This is a genomic window from Glycomyces amatae, assembly GCF_020991375.1.
GTDB lineage: Bacteria > Actinomycetota > Actinomycetes > Mycobacteriales > Micromonosporaceae > Glycomyces > Glycomyces amatae.
Map to the genome: position 1 here is coordinate 1 of NZ_JAJLQZ010000029.1, position 23,017 is coordinate 23,017.

Annotated in this window: 27 protein-coding genes, 1 tRNA gene and 1 riboswitch; of the genes, 18 read left to right on the forward strand and 10 right to left on the reverse strand. The window is 70.6% G+C overall.

All coding sequences use genetic code 11. The features are described from left to right. Window positions 1-1,218 (reverse strand): HNH endonuclease signature motif containing protein (locus LO763_RS25955; protein ID WP_230790828.1); only part of this gene is annotated, 1,218 nt, incomplete at its 3' end. Window positions 1,219-1,530: 312 nt separating this feature from the next. Here LO763_RS25955 and LO763_RS25960 point away from each other — a divergent pair. Next, window positions 1,531-1,683, forward strand: a complete 153-nt coding sequence (locus LO763_RS25960; protein ID WP_230790829.1) for a hypothetical protein — start codon at window positions 1,531-1,533, stop codon at window positions 1,681-1,683. Between the two features lie 98 nt (window positions 1,684-1,781). Here LO763_RS25960 and LO763_RS25965 read toward each other — a convergent pair whose 3' ends face one another. Next, the gene (locus LO763_RS25965) at window positions 1,782-2,129 is read right to left on the reverse strand and encodes a hypothetical protein (protein ID WP_230790830.1); all 348 of its coding nucleotides are present in this window, start codon (window positions 2,127-2,129) and stop codon (window positions 1,782-1,784) included. Between the two features lie 228 nt (window positions 2,130-2,357). Between LO763_RS25965 and LO763_RS25970 the strand changes: the two genes are divergently transcribed. From LO763_RS25970 to LO763_RS26020, 11 genes are all read left to right on the forward strand, one after another. Next, complete coding sequence (locus LO763_RS25970) at window positions 2,358-3,230, forward strand: helix-turn-helix domain-containing protein (RefSeq protein WP_230790831.1); 873 nt, start codon at window positions 2,358-2,360, stop codon at window positions 3,228-3,230. Continuing rightward, a complete protein-coding gene (locus tag LO763_RS25975) occupies window positions 3,227-3,472 on the forward strand; it encodes a DUF397 domain-containing protein (RefSeq protein ID WP_230790832.1) in 246 nt (81 codons plus the stop codon). Before LO763_RS25970 ends, LO763_RS25975 begins: the two co-directional genes overlap by 4 nt. Window positions 3,473-3,487: 15 nt before the next feature. After that, on the forward strand, window positions 3,488-3,727 hold the full coding sequence (locus LO763_RS25980) for a DUF397 domain-containing protein (protein ID WP_230790833.1): 240 nt from the start codon (window positions 3,488-3,490) through the stop codon (window positions 3,725-3,727). A gap of 209 nt (window positions 3,728-3,936) precedes the next feature. Beyond that, window positions 3,937-4,578 carry a 30S ribosomal protein S5 gene (gene rpsE / locus LO763_RS25985; RefSeq protein ID WP_369432089.1) on the forward strand — a complete coding sequence of 214 codons (642 nt, stop codon included), beginning with the start codon at window positions 3,937-3,939 and terminating at the stop codon, window positions 4,576-4,578. A 10-nt stretch (window positions 4,579-4,588) separates the two neighbouring features. Continuing rightward, entirely contained in the window at window positions 4,589-4,771 is a 183-nt protein-coding gene (gene rpmD / locus LO763_RS25990) for a 50S ribosomal protein L30 (protein WP_230790834.1), read from the forward strand. Between the two features lie 2 nt (window positions 4,772-4,773). After that, window positions 4,774-5,247 carry a 50S ribosomal protein L15 gene (rplO, locus tag LO763_RS25995; protein WP_255673039.1) on the forward strand — a complete coding sequence of 158 codons (474 nt, stop codon included), beginning with the start codon at window positions 4,774-4,776 and terminating at the stop codon, window positions 5,245-5,247. A gap of 263 nt (window positions 5,248-5,510) precedes the next feature. Continuing rightward, window positions 5,511-6,845 carry a preprotein translocase subunit SecY gene (gene secY / locus LO763_RS26000; RefSeq protein ID WP_230790835.1) on the forward strand — a complete coding sequence of 445 codons (1,335 nt, stop codon included), beginning with the start codon at window positions 5,511-5,513 and terminating at the stop codon, window positions 6,843-6,845. A gap of 72 nt (window positions 6,846-6,917) precedes the next feature. Next, the gene (locus LO763_RS26005) at window positions 6,918-7,553 is read left to right on the forward strand and encodes an adenylate kinase (protein ID WP_230790836.1); all 636 of its coding nucleotides are present in this window, start codon (window positions 6,918-6,920) and stop codon (window positions 7,551-7,553) included. A gap of 10 nt (window positions 7,554-7,563) precedes the next feature. Next, window positions 7,564-8,400, forward strand: a complete 837-nt coding sequence (gene map / locus LO763_RS26010; RefSeq protein ID WP_230790838.1) for a type I methionyl aminopeptidase — start codon at window positions 7,564-7,566, stop codon at window positions 8,398-8,400. A gap of 23 nt (window positions 8,401-8,423) precedes the next feature. Further along, window positions 8,424-8,921, forward strand: a complete 498-nt coding sequence (locus tag LO763_RS26015) for a DUF1707 SHOCT-like domain-containing protein (RefSeq protein ID WP_230790840.1) — start codon at window positions 8,424-8,426, stop codon at window positions 8,919-8,921. Between the two features lie 38 nt (window positions 8,922-8,959). Next, the gene (locus tag LO763_RS26020; RefSeq protein WP_230790842.1) at window positions 8,960-9,445 is read left to right on the forward strand and encodes a DUF1707 SHOCT-like domain-containing protein; all 486 of its coding nucleotides are present in this window, start codon (window positions 8,960-8,962) and stop codon (window positions 9,443-9,445) included. 39 nt (window positions 9,446-9,484) lie between these two features. Here the strand turns inward: LO763_RS26020 and LO763_RS26025 are convergent. Together LO763_RS26025 and orn are read right to left on the reverse strand one after the other, a co-directional pair. After that, a tRNA-His gene (locus LO763_RS26025) sits at window positions 9,485-9,560 on the reverse strand. A 93-nt stretch (window positions 9,561-9,653) separates the two neighbouring features. After that, window positions 9,654-10,265, reverse strand: coding sequence for an oligoribonuclease (orn, locus tag LO763_RS26030; RefSeq protein WP_230790844.1), 612 nt, complete (start codon window positions 10,263-10,265; stop codon window positions 9,654-9,656). Window positions 10,266-10,871: 606 nt separating this feature from the next. Between orn and LO763_RS26035 the strand changes: the two genes are divergently transcribed. After that, on the forward strand, window positions 10,872-11,828 hold the full coding sequence (locus LO763_RS26035; RefSeq protein WP_255673040.1) for a sigma-70 family RNA polymerase sigma factor: 957 nt from the start codon (window positions 10,872-10,874) through the stop codon (window positions 11,826-11,828). A 345-nt stretch (window positions 11,829-12,173) separates the two neighbouring features. Here the strand turns inward: LO763_RS26035 and LO763_RS30165 are convergent, their stop codons facing one another. The 3 genes from LO763_RS30165 to LO763_RS26050 all read right to left on the reverse strand — a co-directional run bounded on the left by LO763_RS30165 (window position 12,174) and on the right by LO763_RS26050 (window position 15,251). Beyond that, on the reverse strand, window positions 12,174-13,178 hold the full coding sequence (locus LO763_RS30165) for a C40 family peptidase (protein WP_230790848.1): 1,005 nt from the start codon (window positions 13,176-13,178) through the stop codon (window positions 12,174-12,176). Between the two features lie 7 nt (window positions 13,179-13,185). After that, window positions 13,186-13,323: riboswitch (cyclic di-AMP (ydaO/yuaA leader) on the reverse strand. Between the two features lie 416 nt (window positions 13,324-13,739). Continuing rightward, on the reverse strand, window positions 13,740-14,549 hold the full coding sequence (locus tag LO763_RS26045; protein ID WP_230790851.1) for a spermidine synthase: 810 nt from the start codon (window positions 14,547-14,549) through the stop codon (window positions 13,740-13,742). 39 nt (window positions 14,550-14,588) lie between these two features. Continuing rightward, window positions 14,589-15,251 (reverse strand): MerR family transcriptional regulator, encoded by a 663-nt coding sequence (locus tag LO763_RS26050; protein ID WP_230790853.1) that lies wholly within the window; start codon window positions 15,249-15,251, stop codon window positions 14,589-14,591. 98 nt (window positions 15,252-15,349) lie between these two features. Here LO763_RS26050 and LO763_RS26055 point away from each other — a divergent pair, with 98 nt between their 5' ends. Beyond that, window positions 15,350-16,891 (forward strand): heparinase II/III domain-containing protein, encoded by a 1,542-nt coding sequence (locus tag LO763_RS26055; protein WP_230790855.1) that lies wholly within the window; start codon window positions 15,350-15,352, stop codon window positions 16,889-16,891. Here LO763_RS26055 and LO763_RS26060 read toward each other — a convergent pair. Then, window positions 16,838-18,562 carry a SulP family inorganic anion transporter gene (locus LO763_RS26060; protein ID WP_230790857.1) on the reverse strand — a complete coding sequence of 575 codons (1,725 nt, stop codon included), beginning with the start codon at window positions 18,560-18,562 and terminating at the stop codon, window positions 16,838-16,840. The genes LO763_RS26055 and LO763_RS26060 overlap by 54 nt on opposite strands. A gap of 431 nt (window positions 18,563-18,993) precedes the next feature. Between LO763_RS26060 and LO763_RS26065 the strand changes: the two genes are divergently transcribed. Both LO763_RS26065 and LO763_RS26070 read left to right on the forward strand, forming a co-directional pair. Further along, on the forward strand, window positions 18,994-19,446 hold the full coding sequence (locus tag LO763_RS26065; RefSeq protein ID WP_230790861.1) for a hypothetical protein: 453 nt from the start codon (window positions 18,994-18,996) through the stop codon (window positions 19,444-19,446). After that, a complete protein-coding gene (locus tag LO763_RS26070) occupies window positions 19,443-19,928 on the forward strand; it encodes a hypothetical protein (protein WP_230790863.1) in 486 nt (161 codons plus the stop codon). The genes LO763_RS26065 and LO763_RS26070 overlap by 4 nt, the downstream gene beginning before the upstream one ends. Here the strand turns inward: LO763_RS26070 and LO763_RS26075 are convergent, their stop codons facing one another. Continuing rightward, the gene (locus LO763_RS26075; RefSeq protein WP_439650321.1) at window positions 19,929-20,846 is read right to left on the reverse strand and encodes a GNAT family N-acetyltransferase; all 918 of its coding nucleotides are present in this window, start codon (window positions 20,844-20,846) and stop codon (window positions 19,929-19,931) included. Window positions 20,847-20,943: 97 nt separating this feature from the next. Here LO763_RS26075 and fdxA point away from each other — a divergent pair, with 97 nt between their 5' ends. Together fdxA and dapC are read left to right on the forward strand one after the other, a co-directional pair. Next, window positions 20,944-21,264 (forward strand): ferredoxin, encoded by a 321-nt coding sequence (fdxA, locus tag LO763_RS26080; RefSeq protein ID WP_230790866.1) that lies wholly within the window; start codon window positions 20,944-20,946, stop codon window positions 21,262-21,264. 5 nt (window positions 21,265-21,269) lie between these two features. After that, a complete protein-coding gene (dapC, locus tag LO763_RS26085) occupies window positions 21,270-22,385 on the forward strand; it encodes a succinyldiaminopimelate transaminase (protein ID WP_230790873.1) in 1,116 nt (371 codons plus the stop codon). Window positions 22,386-22,443: 58 nt separating this feature from the next. Here the strand turns inward: dapC and LO763_RS26090 are convergent, their stop codons facing one another. Continuing rightward, window positions 22,444-22,851: a hypothetical protein gene (locus LO763_RS26090; protein ID WP_230790874.1), complete on the reverse strand. Its 408-nt coding sequence runs from the start codon at window positions 22,849-22,851 to the stop codon at window positions 22,444-22,446. Window positions 22,852-23,017 lie beyond the last annotated feature (166 nt).

Below are 23,017 nucleotides of genomic sequence, written 5' to 3' on the forward strand. Positions count from 1 at the left end.
AGTGCCGGGGCCGGTCTTGGTGACGGTCCAGCCGGGGGTGTGGAGGCGGCCGTGGTGGAACCGGCACACCAGGATCAGATTCTGGGCGTTGGTCTCGCCGCCGTCGGCCCAGTGCTGGATGTGGTGGGCTTCGGTCCAGGCGACCGGCCGGGAGCAGCCGTACCAGACGCAGCCCCCGGGCTGTTCAAGCTCGAGTTTCCGCCGCAGGGCCACATTCGGGAGGCGTAGGGCGCGGCCGAGTTCGACCGCTTCGCCGGTGGCGTAGTCGAACACGCTCGGGATGGCCAGGGCTTCGCAGGCCAGGAGCCGGGCCTGGGCGAGGGAGATCGGGTCGCCGTCCAGCAGGGGCACCCGCCCGGTGTCCTCCCCGCGCAGGGTCGCGATGTCGACGGTCAGGTTCAATGTCGCGGTGTGTCCGTGCCGGGTGGCGGCCTCAGGGGAGGATCCGTATCCGGCGAGGAGCTGGTGGAGGGCTTCGGCGTGCCGGTTCGCCTGCGGCGGCAGCACCCCGTCAGTGTCGGTCTCGTCCTGGCGGGGCGGGGGGCAGGCGGTCTTCAAATACTTGTCGAGGAGGCGCCCGGTGGTCTCGGTCAACTCGGCTTCGAGGTGCCACATGCCGTTCCCGGTCTCGATCAGGTCCAGGCGTTGCAACGACTGCTCGCCGAGCGCGTCCAAGAGTTCCGATTCCTTGGCGATGGCCGCCCACAGCCCCTCGAGGTGCCGCTGGAGGTCGGTGAAGGGGGCGTGCTGGCAGTACTCGCTGACCATGGCCTCGGGCGTGGCGCACTCCACGGCGGGGTCGAAGGGGGAGGGGACTGCTTCGCGGAAGGGGGTGCGGGCGAACAGGCGCATGGCCGGGGTCTGGTCGAGTTGCCGGACGGCATAGGCGACCTGATCGATCCGCGCCCGGCCCGACGTAGCAGCCTCGGTGAGGATCCGGAACTTGCCTGAGAGGCGGGCGATCGCCGCGATCGCTCCGGCGGTGTTGAACGTGAAGTCGAACTGCGACAGCAACAGATCCCGCAGCGCCGAGAACCCGAAGGCCGAGCGGTGGAGGTTCCGCTGCTTCATGTCGATCACGGCGGCGAGCACCTGGGTGTGGAAGGCATTGATACCGGCGGCCGCTGTATCGAGGGTGGCGCGCAGTTCCCTGGCTTGGGCGGCGCGGTCGGTGCCGATGAGAGAGGGAGCATCCGGGGTGGGGATACAGGTGTTCATCGGGGACTCGCCTCCCTTGCCGTGTCGCTGTGCTCGAATACTTGCCTGATTGTCGGTGATGCCGTACTTCATCAAGTGTGACAGGATGACTGCGGACTGTCATCGGTCGAAGGTATGAAAAACCGCCCGATCACCCCTAACTTTCGTCAGGGCCCCCTGCGGCCCAACACGAACCAATACCCCCGCTACACCCGGCGCCCTGACCACCCCACACCCGACAGCCGCCACCCCACCCCCGGGCGCCCACCCACCTCTTCGTCGCTGCCCGCTCTGACTCCGACCCACCCGCCACCCGCACCCAGAAAACCGACCATGACCGAAGAGGACCCCTTCGTCGCCGCCCGCTCTGACCCCGACCCACCTTCCACCCGCACCTCGCAGATCGATCCGGCCCCAAAGGGCCTCTTCGTCGCTGCCGGTCTTGACCTCGACCTGTCCGCACCAGTTGGCCGGGCACTCACCTGATGCGACTTCTGCCCTGTCCTCTGCAGCGGCACGACGACCACACTGCGAAGGGCCGCGAGTGCGACTCTCCACGCGACCCTTCGCTGACGTCCTTCGGTTCAGTCCGCCGCAGGCGCCCCGATCGGGAGGTCCTCGAAGGTGAAGACGCTGCCGTCGGCGAGGTGGAGTTCGACCGGGCCGAACATCAGATAGAAGCGGAGCGCGCCGAGGGCGCTCTCGTGGGAGCAGAAGTTGCCTCCGGCCTTTGGGTAGACGGTGCTGGAGAACGCGCCGGTCTCGATGCTGTCGTAGCCTGCGGCGATGACGCCGGGGCAGTTCGGCAGGTGGCGGTGCGGGTCGTCTGCGCATTCGGCGCACCGGATGGTGAAGGACTGCGGCTCGCTGAGCGAATCACGCTTGGTCCTGTCGGCAGGGTGGGCGACAATGGCTGAGTCGGGCGTAGACATGCTCTGCCTCCGATGTTCTAGAGGCCGGGGCGGATCTGGCGACCAACCTTCTCCCGCCCCGGCCGGCTTCTGTTTCGCGAGGAATCCGAACACTCGTGTATCTGCTCCGTGACTGTCCCCACGCTTAGCTGTATAGTGGCATACACCTGCTTCGGGCACAAGCATCAAATCTCATCGTGTCCTAAAAATATCGAGAGATTTACTTCGAATGAGCGACAAGGGGGCGGCGTGGCGGGACGAGGACGACCGAAGGGCCCAGGGCCGAGCCTGCGCTCACGATGGCTCGGCGAGCGCTTGCGCGCGCTGCGTGAAGAGGTGGGGCGATCACGAGCGGAGACCGCTGAGTTCCTCCAGAAGGATCCGTCGATCGTGAGCCGGTACGAGACCGGCGAGTACCCGATCCGTCGAGCCGATGTGTATGCGCTGCTGACCTTCTACGGCATCGAGGATGAGAAGACCCGCGCGATGCTGCTCGACCTGTGCGAGGACGTCTGGCGCAAGGGCTGGTGGGACCCGTACAAGGAGGAAGTCGCCAAGGACTTCATCGACCTGCCTTGGCTGGAGTCGCGAACCGAGGAGCTGTGCACCTACCAGAACATGGTGGTGCCGGGCCTGTTGCAGTCGCGCGATTACGCCTACGGGCTCATCAGCAATGCGGAAGAGGGTGCATCGGAAGAGCAGATCCTTCGGTGGGTCGACTTGCGCCTCGGGCGACAGAAAATCCTAGAAGAAGGCAGCCTCACCCGGTACTTCGCAGTGATCGAGGAACCGGTTCTGCGCCGACCCATCGGAGGACCCAAGGTCATGGAGGCGCAGCTGCGCCAGCTGCTCGACCTCGCGGCGGGCGATGCAATCGATATTCGGATCCTGCCCACCGCATACGGTCCCCATGCAGGCCATCTCGGCAGCTTCGAGTTGTTCGTGATGCCCGAGCAATTCGGAAACGTCGCCCATGTCGAAACGCTCGGGGGCTCCCTCTACGTCGAATCGCCTAACGTCGAACGGTTCGAGGAGGCGTGGGAGGATGTGAACAATGCAGCGCTCGACCCCAAGCGGTCGAAAGCGTTCATCGAATCCGTACTGAAGGAGACCAAGTCATGATCACCGGTACCGTGCAGCAGCTCTCGGCGCAAGAGCTCGCCGGGATCAACTGGAAGATCAGCTCGCGCAGCAGCAATAACGGCGGCAGCTGCGTCGAGGCTGGGCCGCTTGCCGATGGCTCGGGCCGGGTCGCGGTGCGGCACTCGCACCACCCCGAGGGCTCGGTCATCGTCTATACCCGCGCTGAGTGGGTGGCGTTCCTCGCCGGAGCCCGCGACGGCGAGTTCGACTTCAACGAGTAAAGAAGGGTGAGGTGCATGGCGACCGAGCAGGAGCTCTCGGCCCAAGAGTTTGCCGGGATCAACTGGAAGATCAGCTCGCGTAGTGACAGCAACGGCGGAAACTGCGTTGAGGCAGGTGCGCTCACGGACGGCTCTGGCCGGGTCGCCGTCCGCCACTCGCACCACCCCGAAGGGTCGGTCATCGTCTACACCCGCGCCGAGTGGGTGGCCTTCCTCGCCGGGGCCCGCGACGGCGAGTTCGACTTCGCCGACTGATCCCGGCCTCCGCATCGGCCGCCCGGTGACCTGCGGCTTGCTGTGTCGCCTGCCTCATCCCCACCCCGCCGTTCGCCGCACGACCCCTGAGCAGGCATAATCGAGAGGTTGCGCTTCGGCGCGGCGTCTTCCGGTCCTTGAGACCGGATATTCCATGCGAGTCGGCCCTCTTTCGGGCTGGCGTTGAGCGAACGAAAGGAATCAGTCTCGTGGCTGATCAACAGCAAGCTGCCGCAGGCGGCCGGGACGGCGGCGGCGACCGCCGCGGCGGTCGCGGCGGTCGCGGAGGCCGTGACGGCGGTCGCGGTCGCGACCGCGCCGAGAAGTCCCCGCACATCGAGCGCGTCGTCACCATCAACCGCGTCGCCAAGGTCGTCAAGGGCGGCCGCCGGTTCGCCTTCACCGCCCTCGTGGTGGTCGGCGACGGTGCGGGCAACGTCGGCGTCGGCTACGGCAAGGCCAAGGAAGTCCCGGCGGCGATCGCCAAGGGTGTCGAGGAGGCCAAGAAGAACTTCTTCGCGGTCCCCCGCATCGGCGGCACCATCCCGCACGAGACCTTCGGCGAGGACGCGGCCGGCAAGGTGCTCCTGAAGCCCGCCTCCGCGGGTACCGGCGTCATCGCCGGCGGCCCCGTGCGCGCCGTGCTCGAGTGCGCCGGCGTCCACGACGTCCTGTCGAAGTCCCTGGGCTCCTCGAACGCGATCAACATCGTCCACGCGACGGTGCGTGCGCTCAAGCAGCTCGAAGCCCCGGAGGCCGTCGCGGCCCGCCGCGGCATGGCGCTGGAGGACATCGCTCCCCAGGGTCTGCTGCGCGCCCGCGCCGAAGCCGCCCAGGCTGCGCAGGCGTAGGGGATCTGACATGGCACGTTTGAAGATCACCCAGCACAAGTCGGTCATCGGCGAGAAGCCGAAGGCCCGCGCGACCATCCAGACGCTCGGCCTGCGCAAGATCGGCCAGACCGTCTACAAGGACGACCTTCCGCAGTACCGCGGCATGGTCCAGCGCGTCCGTCACCTGGTCGACGTCGAGGAGGTCGAGTAGTCATGGCTATCCGCATTCATGACCTTCAGCCGGCCCCCGGCGCCAAGAAGGCCAAGACCCGCGTGGGTCGCGGTGAGGGCTCCAAGGGCAAGACCGCCGGCCGCGGCACCAAGGGCACCAAGGCCCGCAAGACCGTGCCCGCCGCCTTCGAGGGCGGGCAGATGCCGCTGCAGATCCGTCTGCCGAAGCTCAAGGGCTTCAAGCCGCACAACAAGCTCGTGTACCAGGTCGTCAACCTCGACCGCCTCGTGGAACTGTTCCCCGACGGCGGCGAGGTCGGCCCCGAGCAGCTGATCGAGGTGGGCGTCCTCAACAAGAAGGAGCTCGTCAAGGTCCTGGGCTCCGGCGAGCTCGAAGGCGTCAAGTTCGACCTGAAGGCCCACGCCTTCTCCGCTTCCGCCACCACCAAGGTCGCCGCCGCCGGCGGGTCGACCGTGGTCGTGGACAAGAAGACCGGCGAGGCCCTGAGCGAGTAGTCGCCCAGGTCCTCGGATCGACACACGTTGATATGCGGGACGGGCCGGAGTTCGACTCCGGCCCGTTTCGTCATGCTCAGTGCCGAATACTGTGCGTCCGAATGCGCCTGCTAGGCTCCCATGGCGAGGACCACCGTCTTCCTCGGGCGCGTGACCCTCTCGCTACGAACTTCACACGCCCACTGGTTATAAGGCCTGTGCCGTGATCCGACGGCGCTCGCCCCACGGGCCCCGCCAGGGGGTCTTGTTCAGGAGGAACCGCATTGCTCTCCGCCTTCATCAGCGCGTTTCGGACCCCCGATCTGCGCAAGAAGATCCTGTTCACCTTGATGATCATCGGACTGTATCGTCTTGGTGCCCAGATGCCGAGCCCTGGCGTGGACTACGCAGCGGTGCAGACCTGCCTCAACGCGCAGCCGACCGATGAGGCCGGCGTCTTCGGGCTCCTGAACCTGTTCACCGGTGGAGCGCTCCTCCAGCTCTCGGTCTTCGCGCTCGGCGTCATGCCGTACATCACCGCGTCGATCATCATGCAGCTGCTGACGGTGGTCATCCCCAGGCTCGAGCAGCTCCGCAAGGAGGGCCAGCCGGGCCAGGTCAAGATCACCCAGTACACGCGGTACCTGACGCTGGGCCTCGCCCTGCTCCAGGCCTCCGGCTACATCGCCCTGGCCCGCTCGGGGATGCTGTTCCAGACCCAGTGCCCCGGCATCCTGCCGGACCTCTCGACCACCGAGGCCAACATCCCGTTCTGGATGTCGATCGTCACCGTCGTGGCCGTCATGGTCGCCGGCAGCGCCATGATCATGTGGTTCGGCGAGCAGATCACCGAGCGCGGCGTCGGCAACGGCATGAGCCTCCTGATCTTCGCGTCCATCGCGGCGCAGATGCCGAGCCAGTTCTGGGGCCTCCAGAAGTCCGAGGGCTGGTTCATGTTCACCGTGATCATCGCCCTCTGCCTGGCGATCATGGTCGCGGTCATCTTCATCGAGCAGTCGCAGCGGCGCATCCCGGTGCAGTACGCCAAGAAGATGGTGGGCCGCCGGATGTACGGCGGCACCTCGACCTACATCCCGATCAAGGTCAACCAGGCCGGCGTCGTGCCCGTCATCTTCGGCTCCTCGCTCCTGTACATCCCGACGCTGTTCCGCCAGCTCAACCAGAACAGCGACTCCGAGTGGGTCCAGTTCATCGACCGCTACCTGCTCAACCAGGGCTCCTGGGTGTACATCACGCTGTACGCGCTCCTGATCATCTTCTTCACCTACTTCTACGTCTCGATCACCTTCAAGGTCGACGACGTCGCCGAGAACATGAAGAAGGCCGGCGGGTTCATCCCCGGCGTGCGCCCCGGCAAGCCCACGGCCACCTACTTGCAGCGAGTCCTGTCACGCCTGACCTTCCCTGGCTCGCTTTACCTGGCCGTGATCGCTATCCTTCCCAATCTGGCCATCATCGCGTTCGGTAACCAGCAGCTGTTCGCTCAGTTCGCGTTCGGCGGCACCTCGGTGCTGATCATGGTGGGCGTCGGCCTGGAGTCGGTCAAGCAGATCGAGTCCCAGCTGATGCAGCGCCACTACGAGGGCTTCCTGCGCTGAGGCAGGCACCGCTCTCGGCCGGGGCGGCGGCGCGTCGCCGCCCGGCACAGTGACGACACGGGAGGAACACTTTTGCGACTGGTACTCGTAGGCCCGCCGGGCGCCGGCAAGGGCACGCAGGCGGAGATCATCGCCGAACGGCTCGGCATCCCCAAGATCTCCACCGGTGACATCTTCCGCGCCAACGTCTCCGGCGGCACCCCCCTCGGCCTCAAGGCCAAGGAGTACATGGACGCCGGGGAACTGGTCCCCGACGAGGTCACCAACGACATGGTGGCCGACCGACTGGCCCAGGACGACGCCAAGGACGGCTTCCTCCTCGACGGCTACCCCCGCAACACCGAGCAGGCGAAGGTCCTCGACCGGATCCTCGACGAGGCCGACGCCACCCTCGACGTCGCCCTGGAGCTCACCGCCAGCGATGACGAGGTGGTCCGCCGCCTCTCGGGCCGCCGCGTCTCGAAATCGACCGGCAAGGTCTACCACCTGGAGTTCGACCCGCCCGCGGACCCCGACTCCCCGGACCTGTACCAGCGCTCGGACGACAAGCCCGAGACGGTCAAGCACCGCCTCGAGGTGTACGCCGAGCAGACCGCCCCGCTCATCGGTTTCTACGAGGCCCAGGGCAAGCTCAAGCGCATCGACGCCCTCGGCGAGGTCGCCGAGGTGACCGAGCGGGCCCTGGCCGCCATCGGCGCCCCGGCGTAAGACCGGCATCGTGTTCCGCCGTCGCCAGCGCATCCAGTACAAGACCCTCGAGCAGATCCGCAAGATGCGGACCGCGGGGCTCGTCGTGGCCGAGGTGCACCAGGCCATGCGCGAGTCCGCGGGGCCGGGCGTGTCGACGGCGGAACTCGACCGGATCGCCGAGGAGGTCATTCGCTCCTGCGGGGCGGTGCCCTCCTTCAAGGGCTACGACATCGGGTTCGGGCCCTACCCGGCCTCGATCTGCGCCTCGGTGAACGCGCAGGTCGTCCACGCGATCCCCTCGCCGGACGCCGTGCTCGCCGAGGGCGACCTCCTGTCGGTCGACGTCGGCGCCATCGTCGACGGCTGGCACGGCGACGCCGCCATCAGCATCGAGATCGGCGAGGTCGACCCCCGGGTGACGGCCCTGCGCGAGGCCTGCGAGGCCTCGATGTGGGCCGGGATCAGGGCCGCCGCGACCGCCAAGCGCCTGGGCGGGATCTCGCACGCCATCGAGCACTCCGTGGAGCACGCGGGGGACTACGGGATCGTCACCGGCTTCGGCGGGCACGGCATCGGCACCGAGATGCACCAGGACCCGCACATCCTCAACTACGGGCGCCCGGGCGAGGGCCCGAAACTGCGCCCGGGGATGGCCCTGGCGATCGAGCCGATGCTCACGCTCGGCTCCGAGGAGACCGCCGAACTGGCGGACGGCTGGACGATCGTGACCGAGGACGGTTCGATCGCGGCCCACACCGAGCACACCATCGCCCTCTGCGAGGACGGCGTGTGGGTCCTGACGGCCCCCGACGGCGGCGTCGAACAACTGGGCGATGCGGCCGCGAGCGTGGCTCGCGCCGCATAGGGCCCCGATGACATAATGTGGTCGTGACCGACGACCACAGCAGGCTGCGGATCTCGAACGCCGACCGCGACGAGGCGATCCGCCAGCTTCAGGCGGCCCTCGACGAGGGCCGGATAGACCTGGCGGAGTTCGACGAGCGCGCCAAGCACACCTATGAGGCCAAGACCAACGCCGAGCTCGACCTCATCTTCGACGACCTCCCGGGCGGCCGCCCGAAGGAGGGCCGGCTCGCCCCGGTCGACGCCGCTCCGCAGCCCGCCGACAGCGGCGCGCGGGACGGGGCCGAGCAGGAGGCGGCCGAGCGCTCCCGCGGCTGGCTCCACGACGTCCCCGCGCTCAGGGCGCTCGTCCTCGTCGGCGGCATCTGCACGCTCATCTGGCTCGCCAGCTCGGTCTCGTCGGGCGATTTCGGAAACTTCTGGCCCATCTGGCCCATCATGGGCCTCGGGATCGCCACGTTCATCCAGCTGGTGAACCGCGGCTTCGGCCCCGGCGACGACGATGACGACGACGACTGCTGACACCCCGGCCGGCCTTCCCTCTCCCTAGGAGCACCCGCATGTCCTCCCTCGAACGATTCGGCGACCGCGACACGCGGATCGGCAATCCCGAGCGCACCGCCCTGACCGACCTGCTGCGCGCGGCGGTCGACCAGGGCTACATCGACCTCGACGAGTACGAGAAGCGCGTCGACGTCCTCATGGCCGCCAAGACCGTCGGCGACGCCGAGGGGGTCCTGGCCGACCTGCCCTCCTACCAGAAGGTCCTCGACGCCCAGGAGCCCGAGAAGCTCGGCACGCCCGACTGGGTCAAGTGGCTGTGGTTCGGCTTCTCGATCCCGATCGGGATCAACCTGGGCGTGTGGCTGGTCCTGTTCTTCACGATCGGCGCGGTCTACTTCTGGCCCGCGTGGGTGATCGTGCCCCTGGTCGTGGTGGCGACGGCGCTGACGTTCGCCGAACGCAAGATCATGCGCCCCGCCGAGGAGCGCAAGCGCCGGGAGCGCCTGCGCCGCAAGCGGAACCAGCACTACAAGAACATGTGAACGGGAAAAGCCCCGCAGCGGTGCTGCGGGGCTTCCTCTTGGGGTGATCGACGGGACTTGAACCCGCGACCTCCTGGACCACAACCAAGCGTTCTACCAACTGAACTACGACCACCAAGATCGGTCTCGACAGGTGAAACCCTGCGACCGCCGACAATCATAGCCAGGCCGCCGGGGTCGGTGTCAACGGGGTTCGGTGTTCGGCGTCTCACTCCGCGAGCGGCGCGGCGAGGCCCGCGGCGGCGGCCTTGGCCTCCTCGCTGGAGGGCCCCGGCAGCGGCACGAACACGGTGCGGCGGTAGTACTCCAGCTCCTTCACGCTCTCCTGGATGTCGGCGAGCGCGCGGTGGGCGAGGCCCTTGGCCGGCTGGTTGTAGTACACGCGCGGGTACCAGCGCCGGGCGAGCTCCTTGATGGAGGACACGTCGATCATCCGGTAGTGCAGGTGGTCGTCCAGGCGCGGCATGTACTTGCTGATGAAGGTGCGGTCGGTGGCGATGGAGTTGCCGCACAGCGGCGCGGTGCGCGCCTCGGGGACGTGCTGCTTGAGGTACTCCAGGACCGCGTCCTCGGCCTGCCGCAAGGAGATCCGCGAAGCCCGCACCTCGTCGGTGAGCCCCGACTTGGCGTGCATGTCGGCGACGAAGGCGCCCATGTTCTCGAGTGCCGGGCCCTCGCAGGCGATGACGATGTCGATCCCCTCGTCCAGCGGGGTGAGATCCGGCTCGGTGACGAGCACGGCGATCTCGATGAGGGCTTCGGTCTCCGGGTCGAGGCCGGTCATTTCGCAGTCGACCCACACTAGGCGTTCTTCTGTCACGGGCCAACTCTACGCGCCGGCGTCACCCCCGGTGATCTACGCGTCAGGAGGCCGGAACGGGCCCCGCGCGGGCCCGGGGAGGCGCAGACTGGAGGAGAACGAGTGGTGTTCGGAATCGGACAACAACGCCTGAGAAAGGTGTTGCTTGTCACCGCTACCGTCCGCTATGGTGCGGGTATCAAAGCGTCGTCGCCTTAGCGGCCTCTATCGCAGTGATAAGGGCCGCAATCAGATGATCTCTCAACTTTTTCAAGGTAAGGCGCGTGTACCCCTAGAGATTGAAGGTTTGCGATGAAGCAGACCGGAGACGATACCGTGACCAGGACTCGGGCCACCGCGGCTCTGCGGAGCTGAGGTGATCTCCGTCTCACAGGCATCATGATCGCCCCGCGCCCCCGTCTAGGGGACAGGAGCCGTGAACTGAGCTTAGCCGACGAGACCGGGGATACCCAAACGGTGCAAACGGCCGGAAGGCCATCCGTTCGCATCGATTTGGTAACCGTGGCGCATCGAACACCGGGGCACGGAATTCCACGCAACGAAGCGGTCGTTGTAACTGGTACACCGTTCACGCGGTGTCGGGGGACGAGGAAGCTGGAGGAGACCTTGAGCGTGGAGACTACGACAACACCCACCCTCACCACCGAAGAGGTCGCTGAGGAACGAGACCTTGTAGGCGTCTACCTGCATGAGATCTCGAAGACGCCCCTGCTCGACGCCGCCGCCGAGGTCGACTTGGCGAAGGCGGTCGAAGCGGGCCTGTTCGCGAAGCACCTGCTCGGCGAGGGGGAGACCTTCGGCGACGCCGCCGAGAAGGACCTGAAGCGCCTGGTCGAAGACGGTGCGCGCGCGAAGGAGCAGTTCATCAAGGCGAACCTGCGGCTGGTCGTCTCGATCGCCCGCCGCTACGTCCGCTCCGGGATGCCGATGCTCGACCTGATCCAGGAGGGCAACACGGGCCTGGTCCGCGCCGTCGAGAAGTTCGACTACCAGCGCGGCTTCAAGTTCTCGACCTACGCCACGTGGTGGATCCGCCAGGCCATCAGCCGGGCGATCGCCCAGCAGGAGCGCACCGTGCGCCTGCCGGTGCACCTGGTCGAGGACGTCAACCGGATGCGCAACGTCACCCGCCAGCTCACCCGCGAGCTCGGCGGCGACCCCGAACCCGACCAGGTCGCCCAGGCACTGGGCGTCACGGTCGAGCGGGTCAACGAGCTCATCCGCTGGAGCCAGGACACCGTCTCGCTGGACACGCCGATCGGCGACGACGGCGACACCAACCTCGGCGACCTGGTCGCCGACTCCGACGAGCCCAGCCCCGAGGACGTCGTCCTCGCCGGGATGGAGCGCCAGCGCATCGAGATGATGCTCAACCACCTCGACGAGCGCTCGGCGGGGATCGTCAAGGCCCGCTACGGGCTCGAAGACGGCCGCGAGCACTCGCTCACCGAGGTCGCGCACCGGTTCCACCTCTCCCGCGAGCGGATCCGCCAGCTGGAGATCCAGGCGCTCGCGCGCCTGAAGGAACTGGCCAACGACCAGGTGATGGCCGAGGCGGCTTGACTGCGTAAGCGCTAGAGAAGCACGGCGGAGGGCCGGGACACATGCGTCCCGGCCCTCCGCGTCTTCGCGCCTCCGCGTGGACCCGCGTTCGGCGGGGATGCCGCCGCAGGCGGCGAGAGCGAGCGGCCGTCGTCATCGGTTCCTACGAGCGGGGCGAGATGCCGCCGCAGGCGGCGAGAGCGAGCCGGAGGGCCGGGGCGAACGCCCCGGCCCTCCGTCATGCCCGGCTTCGGCGGCTGAGTCCACCGGGCGGTACGGCCCGGGCGGGCGCCTCCGCGGCGCGTCCGCCCGGGACGTGCGGTCTTGCGGGACCGCGGATCCCATGGGAAACAGGATCCGCGCTCCTCAGACGCGGCGGTACCCGTCGATGGACATGCCCATGTCGAGGTCCGAGATCTTCACGACGTCGCCCGGCTTGGGCGCGTGGATGACCTCGCCGCCGCCCAGGTACATCGCGACGTGGTTCTGGCCGTTGTAGAAGACCAGGTCGCCCGGCTTCAGGTCGCCCCGGCCGATAGAGCTGGTCTCGTCCCACATCGCCCACGTGGAGTGGGTCAGCGAGACGCCGGAGACGCCGTACGCGCCCGCGATCAGGCCCGAGCAGTCCCAGGTGTCGGGGCCGGCGGCGCCGAACACGTAGGACTCGCCGAGCTGGTCGCGCGCGAACTGGACCGCGGCGGTCGCCGCGTCGGAGCTATACGAGGCGGTGGAGTCCGACGACGAGTCGCCGCCCCCGCCGCTCGACTCGGCGTCCTCCGCGCTCTCGGCGGCCTCCGCCTCGGCGGCAGCGGCGGCAGCGGCCTCGGCCTCCGCCTCGGCGGCCTCATCGTGGGCCTCCTGCGCCTCGTCGATCTGCGAGTCGAGGTCTGCGACCTGCGCCTCGGCCTTCGCGATCTGGATCTCGAGCTCGTCGGACAGCTCGGCGGCCTCCTGGGCCTCGGTGTAGCGGTCGGACTGCTCCTGCGCGTACGTCATGAGGGTCGAGACCTTCGCGCCGAGCTCGTCGTCGGCGGACTCGACCGCGGCGGTGACGTAGGTGAGCTGGACGTCGGAGGCGCCGTACTCGGCGGCGGCGGTGTCGACGACGGCCTGGGCCGCCGCCAACCGCTCCTGGAGGCCCGCGAGGGCCGCGTCCGCGTCGTCGCGCTCGGACTCCAGGTCGTTCAGGTGGTCCTCGATCTCGGCGGCGGTCGCGTCGTCGTACTCGATGTCGGCCGCTTCCGCCGGAGCCGCCGCGAAGGCGGTCACGAGCCCGACGGTCGCGAGGGTGACGCCCGTGTAGGCGGCGACGCGGCGGAGGATGGCGCTGGCGCGGGAACTGTGTTCGGTATTCGTGCAGGCTTGAGCCACGAGGTGGCCTTTCTTCCTCGGCCGCCTACCGGGTTAGCTGTCGGGTTCGGGCAGGGAAGTGCGCCCTACCCGCGGAGCAGGGGCCTCCGCGGGATTCACCCCGTGCGTCGCTGGCGCCCGCGGGGTGCGCAGGCTGTGGGGGGCGACGCGGCTGGGTCCCCGGCCCGCGTTGCGGTGTCTCGCCCCGTACCGGAGAGAACGGGCGTCATGCGCAGCGCGGCTCGGCGGTCCGGACGGGTGGGTCTCTGGGGGAGCCCTGAGGACCCGACCGGAACAGCCGCCGACGCTAGTACATGGTGACCGGCATCGCCAAGCCCTATGTGACGCGCGACACTCATCGATATCGGACAGTGGTGATGCGAGGGGAGACAGGGCCACTATCCAGCGGGTTTATTGTCCGAACGGCCCACCCGCCGATGGACCGGACGGGGCCGGTGCCGGAAGGCGGCGGAATGCGGCCGCCTTCGGGTGCGAGCGACGCTCGGGTTCGGGGCCGCCCCCGGCTTCGACGGCGCCCGAGGGGTGCGACGGGACGGCGCGGCCGCTCCCGCGGCGGTCCGGTCAGAAGCTCCTGAGGGACTTCGGCGGGGGCGGGGACTGGATCGCGGTCGCGTCGGTCACCGGGACCGCGCCGCCGATGTACTCCTTCAGCTCGGTGCCCTCCAGGACCCGGCACGGAAAGGCCGCGCCCGCGCAGCGCCGCCGCAGCTGCGCCACCGGCAGCTCCGCGTCCGCGGCCACCGCGACGACGTTCCCGAACCGCCGCCCCCGCAGCACCGCCGGCTCGGCCATGACCGCCACATGCGCCCACACCGCGCCCATCGCCGCCAGCGCGGGCTTGAGGAACCGCATCTGCCCGCCGTCGCACAGGTTCACCGCGTAGTGCCCGCCCGGCCGCAGCACCCGGCGCGCCGCCTCCAGGAACTCCGTGCCGGTGAGGTGCGCGGGCACGCGCGCGTCCGCGTACACGTCGGTGACGATCAGCTCGTAGCTCCCCTCCGGGGCGCTCTCGACCGCCTCCCGCGCGTCGCTGCGCCGGATCTTCACCTTCACGCCGCGCGGCAGCGGCGCCTCGGCCCGCACCAGCGCGACCAGCGCCTCGTTCGTCTCCACCGCCTGCTGGTACGAGCCCGGGCGCGTCGCGGCCACGTACCGGGCCATCGCCAGGCCGCCCGCGCCCAGGTGCAGCACGCGCAGCGGGCGCTTCGGCTCGGCCGCCGCGTCCACCAGGTACGCGATCCGCTGCATGTACTCCGCGTCCAGATAGGACGGGTCGTCGAGGTCGACCGTGGCCTGCACGACCCCGTCGGCGACCAGGTGCATCATGCTCGGGCGGCCCGGGTCGCGGTCGAAGCGCAGTTCCTCAGCCATGGCTCGGCCGCCGGACGCGGCGGGGATTCGGGTTCGCTCTCACGACCCCATTGTGCCCGAAGGCCCCTGCTCGGCCTGCGTCCTGGCCGAGGCCGCGACATGCGCGATGCGCCGCAGCGCCGCGAAGATCGTCTCGCCCAGCACCGTCGCCACCACCGCCTGCTCCACGTCGACGCCCTCGACCCGGGTCGCCTCCGCGATCGCCTCCATGTCCGCCGAGGCCAGCGCCGCCGCCGCGTCCGCGTAGTGCCCCAGCACCTCCTGCGGATCGGGGTTCCCCAAGCGGTAGAACGCGGTCAGCGCCGTCACCAGCGCGTCCCGGTAGTTCGGCGGCGCCACCTCGGCCCAGCCGTACTCGCCCAGCAGCTGGTCCACCGTCCGCTCGGCCGCCTCCGCCGTCCCCTCGCTCGCGAGCGAGAACCTCGGATCCCGGTGCGTGGCCGCCAGAGTCGCCCCCAGTGCCTGGAACGCCGACTCCGGATGGCGCGCGAGCACCGTCAGCACCTCGCCGATCTGCGCCACCGAGAGCCCGGCGGTCTCGGACAGGGCCCGGATGAGGGTCAGCCGGTGCACGTGCCCCGGTCCGTACTCGACGGTGCCGCCCTCGCCGGGGACGCCCGGCTGGAGCAGCCGCTCCCGCAGGTAGTACTTGATGGTGGCGGCCGGAACGCCCGTCCGCTCCGACAGCTCCCCGATGCGCATACGAGGGAGTCTATGACGGAATGCGCGCCCGCGTTACCGTTGAGCCCGGCAGGAACCCCCGCCCCTCACCACCTCGTCCGGAAAGCGAAGGCCGCACCATGGCGGATATCCGCAGTGCACTGCTCGAAGAGCTGCGCGAGATCGCCGCGCGACCCGTCCCCGCCTTCGACCCCGCCCTCGCGGACGACTACGCCGCCACCGGCCGCCGTCTCCCCTACGAGGCCCAGTACTTCGCGCGCCGCCGCCACCTCGCCGCGCTCGCCATCGCCGGCGAGGGCCCCGCCCTCTCCTCGCTCCTCAAGGACGTCTGCCAGGAGCGCTCCTGGGCCCTGCCCGCCCACTGGGGCATCGACTTCGACCCGCGCACCTGCGTCGACCTCTTCGCCTGCGAGACCGCCCAGGCCCTCGCCGAGATCCTGCGCCTGCGCGAGGACGTCGAGGGCGCCGCCGAGATCGAGGCCGAGATCCGCGAACGCGTCCTCGACCCCCTCTTCGAATCCGAGTTCCCCTTCTGGTGGGAGCTGCGCATCTCCAACTGGACCGCCGTGTGCGCCGGCGCCGCGGGCATGGCCGCCCTCGCCCTCGGCTACGACCTCGACCTCATCCGCGGTCGCGTCCTCCCCGCCCTCCAGAGCTACCTGTTCTCCTTCGGCCCCGACGGCGGCTGCGTCGAAGGCGTCGACTACTGGGTCTACGGCTTCGGCTACTTCACCTACTTCGCCGAGGCCTGGCGCGACGCCACCGGCGAGGACCTCCTCGCCGGCAACGAGGCCATCGCCGCCTTCCCCGCCCGCGCCCAGCTCCACCCCGGCTCCTTCGCGACCTTCGGCGACGCCGGCCCCGACACGCTCCTCCCCGCGGGCCTGCTCACCCGCCTCCACGACCGCCTCGGCGTCCCCGTGCCCGCCGCCGCCCGCCCCCAGGCCTTCGCCGACGACGAGTGCGCCCGCTGGGCCCCGCTCACCCGCACCCTCGAATGGGGACGCCCCCTCCCCGAGGCGGTCGAACCCGGCCGCGCCTTCCTCGCCGACGTCGGCTGGTTCGTCGAGCGCCGCCGCATCGGCCGCCGCATGTGGGCCCTCGCCGTCAAGGGCGGCTACAACGACGAGCCCCACAACCACCTCGACCTCGGCTCGTTCCTCATCGCCGTCGACGGCGAGCAGCTCGTGTGCGACCCCGGCGCCGGCGAATACACCGCCGCCTACTTCGGGGACGAGCGCTACGACCAGGTCCACCCCTCCGCCGCATGGCACTCGGTGCCCACGGTCGAAGGCGCCGCCCAGCAGCTCGGCGAGGACTCCCGCGCCGAACTGGTCGACACCGGCGACGGCGTCGACGTCTACATCGACGCCTACGGCGACGGCGCGCTCATCCGCAAGTTCGCCTGGACCGGGAACGCGGTCACCTTGGGGGACTTCGGACCCGAGATCACCGAGTCCTTCGTCAGCCGCATCCGCCCCGAACTCGACGGCGACCGCGCCGTGTGGGCGGGGGAGCGCGGCACCCTCGTCCTCCACGGGATCAACCCCGACGACGCCGTGGTCGACTCCGTCGACACCACCGACCACCGCGGACGGCCCGACCGGCTATGGGCGCTCCGCTTCGGCCTGAACGGCGGCCTCCGCTTCGAGCTCCTCTAGGAGCCCGTCGGACTTCAGGCGCCGGCGGGCGGCCGCGATCGCCTCGCTGGTGTGCTCGAACAGTCGGCCCCGCTGCCACAGCGGCTCCAGGATGCCGAGGGCCTCGAGCGGCTTGGCGTGCACCGGTTCGAGCCCCGAGAGGTACACCGCGATGCCGCGGTGCTCCAGGCGGCGCACCGCGTCGGCGAGCACCGTCGCCCCCGAGGCGTCCATCGTGGACACCCTGCTCATGCGCAGGACCACGACCCGCACGTCGGCCACGTCCAGCAGCTGGAGCAGGAACCGGTGCGCGGCGGCGAAGAACAGCGGCCCCTCCAGGCGGTAGGCCACGATGTGCTCGTGCAGCAGCGCCGCCTCCTCGTCGTGGTGGTCGGCCGGCTCGATCGGCTCCTCCTCGACCGACACGGACCGGGAGATCCGCCCCAGGGCCAGGAGCCCGGCCAGCGCGACGCCCACCGCGACCGCCCACACCAGGTCGAGCACCACCGTCGCCGCGAGCGTGATCCACATGACCGCGGCGTCGGCCCTCGTCGAGCGCGCCAAGGCGAGCATGGAGCCGATCTGGATCATGCGGATCGAGGTCGCGATGAGCACCCCCGCGAGGGCCGCGAGCGGGACGTGCGCGACCAAGGGGGCGAGCGCGAGCATCATGAGCGCCAGTACGAGCGCGTGCGTCAGGGCGGCGAGGCGCCCGGCCGCGCCCGAGCGCACGTTGACCGCGGTGCGCGCGAGCGCCCCCGAGGACGGCATGCCGCCGAAGAACGGCGTCACCAGGTTCGCCACGCCCTGCCCGAACAGCTCGCGGTCGGGGTTGTGGTGCTGGTCGACGGTCATGTTGTCGGCCACCGTCGCCGAGAGCAGCGACTCGAGCGCGCACAGGGCGCAGATCGCGACCGCGGCGGCCACGAGTTCGGGCATCTCGGCGAAGTCGAGGAACGCGGCCTCGGGGGCCGGGATCGTGCGCGGCAGCGACCCGATGACCCCGACCTCGGTGCCCGCGAACCAGGTCACGACCGTCGCGGCGACGACCGCCAGGAGCGGGGTGGGGATCTGGGAGTGCAGGCGCGAGCCGAGCAGGATCGCGGCGGCCACCCCGAAGGCGACCGCGGGCGGACCCCAGTCGGGGTCGGCGGCGAAGGCGGCCAGCGACTCCCATGCGCCCGTGAGGAGGTGCGCGTTCTGCGACGGCAGGCCGAGCGCGGGCGGCAGCTGCTGGACCGCGATGACGATGCCGACCCCGGCGGTGAAGCCCTCGACGACCGGGACGGGCACGAAGCGGGCGTAGCGGCCCGCGCCCGCGACCGCGAGGCCGATGAGCATGAGCCCGGCCATGACGCCGACGAGCATAACGCCCGCGTGGCTGTGGGTGGCGGCGAGCGGGACCAGGACCACGGCCATGGTGCCGGTGGGGCCGGTGATCTGGAGGTTGGAGCCGCCCAGGAACGCGGCGAGGGTCCCGGCGATGATCGAGGTGATGAGGCCGGCGAAGGCGCCCAGGCCCGAGGCGATGCCGAATCCGAGCGCCAGCGGCAGCGCGACGACCGCGACGGTGAGCCCGGCGAGGAGGTCGGTGTGCCAGTGGCGTCTGATGTGCGCGAAGTCGGACCGTTCGGGAAACAGCTGTCGGAAGCGTCGCCGTTTCGTGGCAGTCGTCTCTCGGATGATGGTCATGAGGTGATTGTCCCGGATTGCGGTGCCCGCCTTCGCGTCCAACGCGCCGTGCCGCCAAGGCGGTCAAGGGAAATCACCGAACGGGCCCGGGCCCGGCCCGCCGCCGCGGGCCGCGCCCGCGGCGGCGGGAGGCGCCGGGCCCCGCTCCCGCCCGCCGTCCGCACCCGTACCGCCGGAGCTCCGCGGTGTCCGCGGCCGGCGCCGCGTCCCGCCCGCCGCGCGCGCCCGCGCGACACGACCGGTTGCAGTCGGCGGCCCTGTGCTCAGGCCCGCCCGCCGCCCGCCCGCGCGACACGTTCGGGTGACACGGGCGGGAGGGGCGGGCGTTCTTGTCGGACCCGCGCGGGAGAGTGGGGCCTACCTTCCCCTCTCATGGAGGGTGGGGGTTGGGGACGGCAGGCGCTTCAACCGACTGCCGTAGGATCGCCACCGTGCGTGCGAAGGGACTCGAGACGTCGATCCGGATCGGCGGCGCGATCGTCGTGGCCGCCGCGGCGCTCCTCGCCGCCCTCGTCGAGTCCTTCCTGGTCCCCACCTACATCGGCGGCATCGCGGTGCCCCTCGCAGGAGCGCTCGCGTTCTTCTGGAACTGGGGCCTCGCCGCCCTCGGCGTGTGGCTGGTCCGCGGACGCTGGATCGTCCCCCTCACCGCCCTCGCCTGGTTCGCCGTGGTCCTGACCGCCTCGATGCCCACCGCCGCCGGCTCGCTCGTCATCACCAGCGGCTTCAACGGCTACGCGCTGCTCCTGGCCGGCACCGCCGGCATCGCCGTCGCGCTGTGGCAGTATTTTCGACCCAGACCGGGCAATAAGCCCCGGCCCGCCGTCGGCTCGCAGGCCCCCCGGCAGGCAAGCCCCTCCGCCACGAAGGAGTCCCGACCGTGACCCTCCTCAGCCGCCTCCTCATGCCCCACTGGCCCTCCATCTACGGCTTCGCCCTCGGCCTCATCGCCGCCAACCTCCTCGGCCGCATCGCCTCCAAGGTCTGGGGCGAGGGCACGGCCGTCGGCGACCTGGTCGGCGTCTACACCTTCGGCGCCATGGCCGCCGTCGCCGTCGCCGCCGGCATCTGGTGGGGCCTGCGCCGCCAGCGCCGCCAGATCACCGGCGAGCTCCTCGTCATCTTCCTCGTCGCGACCCTCTTCGCGGTCCTGCTCAACCCGCTCATCGCCGGCGTCGACTACCCGACGCTCGACGGCGTGTTCTCGCAGACCCTCATCTACTTCGCGCTCCTGGCCGTCTCGGGCTGGGTCGGGTTCCTCATCGTCATGGCCCTCGGCGTCGACGTCTACGGCCGCGAGCTCAAGGCCACCAAGATCGCCTTCGAGCACAAGGCCAACCCCTCCTCCCGCACCAAGACCGCCTGATCAGCGCCCCCGGTAGTGGTACCGGTAGCGCTCGGCGTAGCCGAGCCGCCGGTACAGCTCCAGGGCCGCCTCGTTGCCGGTCTCGACCTGGAGCGCCGCCCGGCGCGCCCCGACCCCCGCGCCCCACGCCTCCAGCGCCCTGAGGACCTCCGTCCCCAGGCCCCGCCGCCGGAACTCCGGCAGCGTCCCGATGTTGCTGATCGCCACCGTGTCGCCCGCGACCGCGCCCCGGCCCCGCGCCACCAGGACCCCGCCCCGGCGGACCTCGGCGTACCCGCGGTCCGGCCCGGAGCCGAGGACCCGCGCCGCGACCGCGGCCCTGCCGGGGCCGGCCGCCTCCACCAGGGCCGCGCTCGGCGCGTCCGCGATCCGCGCCTCCCCGTCGTACGCGACCGGCCCGATCGGGCGGACCATGACCGCCGCCTCGGCCTCGGCCGCCCACCCGCGCGCGGCGAGCTCCCCGTCGAGCCGCCTCGCCACGGGCCCGGCCACCGCGATGAGCGGCCGCGCCCCGCGCTCGCCGTACCAGGCCTCCACCGCCGCCGCGGCCGCGTCCGTCCCGCCCTCGGGGGCCGTCAGCGCCAGCGCCGAGTTCGCGCGCCGCGTGTAGCCCTCCGCGTAGCGCAGCAGCCAGCCGCCCAGCTCGGCGGTGTCCGGCGCGGGCCAGGTCGCCGCCAGGAGCCGCTCGAGCCCGAGGATCTCGGAGAACGGGGTCGGCTTCGGCGGGATCGGCCGGGACGCCACGACGGCGGCGGCGTCGATGGTGACGACCGCCCCTGCGTCGGGCAGCACACGCCACCGCCCGGGGCCGAACTCGATAAGCTCCCCCGTGATGTCCGTGAACCGGCGACCCGGTCGCGGTTCGTCCAACCTGATCCGAACCGCCACGCGACGGCCGACATCCCCTGGTCCCAGCATCTGGCGCACCCCAAACCTTCGGGTCTGCAAATGGCAATAAGCTTTAGGCTCATCACAGCGCAGTCCGCCCGACTGCGCGCTGTAGGAAGGACGACTCGTGACTTACGTAATCGCCGAGCCGTGCGTGGACCTGCTCGACAGGGCCTGCATCGAAGAATGCCCGGTCGACTGCATCTACGAAGGGAACCGGAAGCTCTACATCCACCCCGACGAGTGCGTCGACTGCGGTGCGTGCGAGCCGGTGTGCCCGGTCGAGGCGATCTTCTACGAGGACGACGTCCCCGAAGAGTGGGCCGCCTACACCAAGGCCGACGTGGACTTCTTCGACGACCTCGGCAGCCCCGGCGGGGCCTCCAAGGTCGGCAAGATCGACAACGACGTCCAGTTCGTGGCCGATCTGCCCCCGAAGGCGGAGTAGCCGCGATGGCGCTGCGCCGACTCCACAGCGCCTCCCCGGCGCGGCGGCTGCCGCGCTTCCCGTGGGACCGCATGGCCCCCTACAAGGAGCGTGCGGCGGCCCACCCCGGCGGCCTGGTCGACCTCACCGTCGGGGCCCCGGTCGACGACGTGCCCGAGTCCATCCGGCACGCGCTCGCCGAGGCCGCGGCCAGGCCCGGCTACCCCACGGTGGCCGGACCCGAGGCGCTGCGCGAGGCGATGCGCTCGTGGCTCCACCGCCACACCGGCGTCACCGAGGACGTCGCGGTCCTGCCCACGGTCGGCTCGAAGGAGCTGGTCGCGAACCTGCCGTTCCAGCTCGGGATCGGCCCCGGCGAGGCCGTGGCCTACCCCGAGGTCGCCTACCCGACGTACGAGATCGGCGCGATCCTCGCCAAGGCCGAGGCGCTGCCCGTGGCCGACCCGCGCGACGCCGCGGGCTCGCGGCTGCGGTTGGCGTGGATCAACTACCCGACCAACCCCACCGGTGAAGTGGCCTCCGTCGAGCACCTGCGCGACCTGGTCCGCTGGGCCCGCGACAGCGGCGTCGTCCTCGCCAGCGACGAGTGCTACCTGACCCTCGGCTGGGACGAGGGGCACCCGCCGGTGTCGGTGCTGGACCCGCGCGTCAACGACGGCGACCTCACCGGCCTCCTCGCGGCGCACTCGCTGTCGAAGCGCTCCAACCTGGCCGGATACCGCTCGGCGTTCCTCGCCGGGGACCCCGAGCTCATCGCCGACCTGCTCGAGATCCGCCGCCACGCGGGCTTCATGGTCCCCTGGCCCGTCCAGCAGGCCACGATCGCGGCCCTGCACGACGAGGCGCACGCGATCGAGCAGCGGGCCCGCTACGAGCGCCGGCGCGGCGTCCTGCGCGGGGCGCTCGAGGCCGCCGGGTTCCGCATCGACCACTCGGCCGCGGGCCTGTACCTGTGGGCCACCCGCGACGAGCCGTGCTGGGACACCGTGTCCTGGCTGGCCGGGCGGGGCATCCTCGCCGCGGCGGGGGAGTTCTACGGCGCCAAGGGGAACCGCCATGTGCGGCTGTCCCTCACGGCGACCGACGAGGCGATCGCGGACGCGGCGCGGCGCCTCAAGTGAGCACATGAGGAAGGGGCCCGCAGCGGATGCTGCGGGCCCCTTCCACGTCACGGTCTCCTCACGGCAGGTCGACCGGCGCGTCGGCGGGCGCCGGCGCCGGCGCGGGCGCCGCCCCCTGGAGCGTCGCGAGGATCTGCTGGCAGGTCTCGTTCAGCGCCGCGACGTCGGGGACGGCGGGCGCGGGCGCCGGCGGCAGCTGCTCGGCCTCCGCGGGCAGCTCGGCCGGGGCCGGCGCGTCGGCCGGCAGCAGCGCCTGGACGTCGGTGAGGCACTGCTCGAGGTCGAGCAGGGCCTGCGGGTCCGGTGCGCCCGGCACCGGCGCGGGCGGCAGCTGCTCGGCCTCGGCGGCGGTCACCGCCGGCGCGGCGGCGAGCATCGCGAACGGGACGGCCGCCCCGATCACGACCATCCGCCAGGTCTTCCGTGACTTCGTGGTCGGTGCTGCTTCGAACATGGACTCGGCCATGAGGATCGCTCCCTGGATCGTCGTCGGCTCCCGGCCCGGGCGCGGCCCGGGGCCCGCTGGTGGCGGCCCCCCGACCGCCCTCCGGCGCCGAGCATCTGCTTCCCGTAGCACTGTAGATACCCAACGTGACGAATGAGCGGTTTCGGTGAAACCGATCCGCCGCCGA